This window comes from Streptomyces chilikensis, assembly GCF_001642695.1.
Taxonomy (GTDB): domain Bacteria; phylum Actinomycetota; class Actinomycetes; order Streptomycetales; family Streptomycetaceae; genus Streptomyces; species Streptomyces chilikensis.
This window is the reverse complement of record NZ_LWCC02000103.1, coordinates 1-2,964: the sequence shown is the minus strand read 5'-3', so window position 1 is coordinate 2,964 and position 2,964 is coordinate 1. Positions and strand designations below refer to the sequence as shown.

The 2,964-nt window shown below is 74.0% G+C and carries 2 protein-coding genes; both read right to left on the bottom strand.

Annotated elements, in window-relative coordinates; translation table 11 throughout:
* Positions 1 to 110: 110 nt before the first annotated feature.
* Complete coding sequence (locus A2U95_RS24510; protein ID WP_166026843.1) at positions 111 to 386, bottom strand: DUF1876 domain-containing protein; 276 nt, start codon at positions 384 to 386, stop codon at positions 111 to 113.
* Positions 387 to 465: 79 nt separating this feature from the next.
* Positions 466 to 2,592: a putative bifunctional diguanylate cyclase/phosphodiesterase gene (locus A2U95_RS24505; protein WP_166026841.1), complete on the bottom strand. Its 2,127-nt coding sequence runs from the start codon at positions 2,590 to 2,592 to the stop codon at positions 466 to 468.
* Positions 2,593 to 2,964 lie beyond the last annotated feature (372 nt).

Genomic DNA, 2,964 nt, shown 5'->3' with positions numbered 1-2,964 from the left:
GGGCCCTGGCGGCCCCGGGGGCGGCGAGCCGCGGGCGCCGCCCGCACGGGCCGGGCGGCGCCCCGCCGGGGCGAACCGCGGCGGGGAGCCGCCGTGACCGCGCGGGGCGGTCAGACGGAGATCGGATGGGACGGGCGGCCCGCCGCCGCGTCGATCTCCCGGTGGGCCTTGTCGAGCAGCTGCATGGCGATGTCGTTCAGCGCCCTGGCGCCGGCGACCTCCTCGCCGACCCTCGGCTGGTTGGCGTCGGAGTCGTGCCGGCTGGCGTGCCCGTGGCCACGGATCTCGCTGCCGTCGGGTAGCCGCACCATCGCGGCGGCCCGGGTGCGGGTGTCGTCCTCCTTGAATTCCAGTTCGACGTGCCATCCCACTGCGGTGTGCAGCATGGTGTCTCACCTCCTGGATGTCCTTCTTCCAGGGTGCGCCCGATGCGCGCGTCACGCAGAAGGCGTCGCCCCGCCCCGGTCAGCAGGCGTCGGCCAGGGCGAGGTCGTGGAGGCTCTCGGGCGGGCCCGGGCGGGCGTAGTACCAGCCCTGCGCCGTGTCGCAGCCGAGTTTGCGCAGCCGCTCGGCCTGGACCGCCGTCTCCACTCCCTCGACGGTGACCGAGAGCCCGAGCGTCCTCGCCAGCCGCACGACCCCCTCGACGATCTTGACGTCCACCGGGTCGGCCGGCGAGGTGCGGATGCCGCGGGTGAAGGACCGGTCCAGCTTGAGCACGCTCACCGGCAGTCTCCGCAGGCCGGCCAGGTTGGAGTAGCCGGTGCCGAAGTCGTCCAGGGCGATGTCCACGCCCATGTCGCACAGGGTCCGCAGCGGGCGCAGGACCTCGTCCTCCGCGCCGACCAGCGCCGACTCGGTGATCTCCAGGCAGAGCGCCTCGGGCGGCAGCCCGGCGTCCTGCAGGATCCGCGCGGTGTCCCGGACCAGGCCGGGGTCGGTCAGCTGGCAGGGCGACAGGTTGACGTTGACGCGCGTCGTGCCGTTCCACTCGCGGGCCTGCCGCACGGCCTGCTCCAGCACCCACCGGCCCAGCGGAACGATCAGCCCGGTCCGCTCGGCGAGCGGGATGAAGCGGTCCGGGCCGACCACGCCCTGCTGGGGGTGGAGCCACCGCACCAGGGCCTCGGCGCCGCCCACGCTGCCGTCCTCGAGCCGCACCAGGGGCTGGTACTCGACGAAGAACTCGCCGTTGTCCAGGGCGGCCGGCAGCGCGGTGGTGAGGCGGTGCCGGCGGATGGCGCGTGCGTCGGCCTCGGGGTCGGCGAACTCGAACCGGTTGCCGCCCGCCGACTTGGCCCGGTACATGGTGATGTCGGCGCTGCGCAGCACCTCGGCCGCGCCCCGCTCGCCGGCCGGGCCCTCGACGATGCCGACGGAGCCGCGCACGGTCAGTTCCCGGCCGTCGATGCGCACCGGGGTGGACAGCGCGTTCATGATCCGCTCGGCGAGGTCGTCCACGCCCCGCCGGGTGTCGGGGCCGGTGGTCAGCGCGACGAACTCGTCGCCGCCGAGGCGGGCCACCATCTCGCCCGGAGCGGTGGCGCAGGCCTGGAGGCGGTCGGCCACCTCCACCAGCAGCCGGTCGCCGGCCTGGTGGCCGAGGCTGTCGTTGACCGTCTTGAAGCCGTCCAGGTCGAGGTAGCACAGGCCGAAGCGCTGCCCCTTGCCCCCGGCCACGGCCTTCTCCAGCCGCTCGAAGAACAGGACCCGGTTGGGCAGCCCGGTGAGCGCGTCGTGGGTGGCCTCGTAGCGCAGCCGGAGGTTGAGGAGCCGGCGCTCGGTGGTGTCCTCCATCAGCGCGAGCTGGTACTGGGGGCGGCCGTCGGCGTCGCGCAGGAGGGAGACGGTGAGGTTGGTCCACAGCACGGTGCCGTCGGGGCGGGTGAAGGCCTTCTCGACGCGGTAGTGCTCGCGGAGCCCGCCGGCCAGTTCGTCGTGCAGCCGCCAGATCTGCGCGCCGTCCTCCGGGTGCGTCAGCTCGGTGAAGCGGCGGCCGAGCAGGGCGCTGTCGCTGCCGCCGAACATCCGGGTCATGGCGCCGTTGACCTGGAGGATCGTCGAGTCGGGACCGGCGATCCAGATGCCGGTGGCGGCGCCCTCGAAGACGGCGCGGAACCGGGCCTCGCTCTCGTGCAGCGCCTGGGTGGCCGCCTCGTTGAGCTGCGCCTGCGCGCCCAGGGCCGCGCGCGCCACCGCCCGCTGCTCGGTCGTGGTCCGGTCGCGCAGGGCCTCGGCGAAGCCGGTGGCCAGGGCGGCCCCCAGCCGTACGGCGCGGGCCCGCAGCACGGCCGGGTCGGCGCCCTCGGGGCCCAGGCAGCACGCCGCGTGGGAGTCCAGGCACTCCAGGGTGCGGCCGACCGCCTCGGGGTCGGTGCGGCCGACGGCGACCAGCGACGTCCCGGCCGCCCGTCCGGCGGTCGTGCCGGGGGTGCGGGCGCCCAGCGCCTCCCTCAGCCCCCGGGCGGCCGGCAGCAGCCGGTTCCCCAGTTCGCGCACGGCCTCGGGCGGGGCGCCCGGCAGCAGGGCCCGGCTCCACGCGGTGGTGAACCGGTCGAGTCTGTCCGTCGGCGTGTCCGGGCTTCCCGTCATGCCGGCCGGCCTCCGCCGTTGCTCCGTGACGCAAGGGCGGGACAGTTCATCTGGGACTCCGGGGCGTAGACGGCCGATTGTCGAGGTGAGGCTACTGATCAATCGACCAACCATGCGAGCAGAAACGGAAATTGACCATCCGTTAGCGGTCAACCACCGATGGCCGTCGGACGAATTCGCCGGACATGTCGGCAACTTCGCGCCCGCATTTCCACCCGTTCGAAGCAATGAGTGACACATCCGGCGTAACGCCGGAGGGCCGTGACGATGATCACTCCCGTGGAGAGACCTACACGGAATCGCCTCGCCCTGGCCGTGCGGGCGCTGGCGGTGACCTCGATCGTCTGGATCACCGGCCCGGGCTGGTCCGCG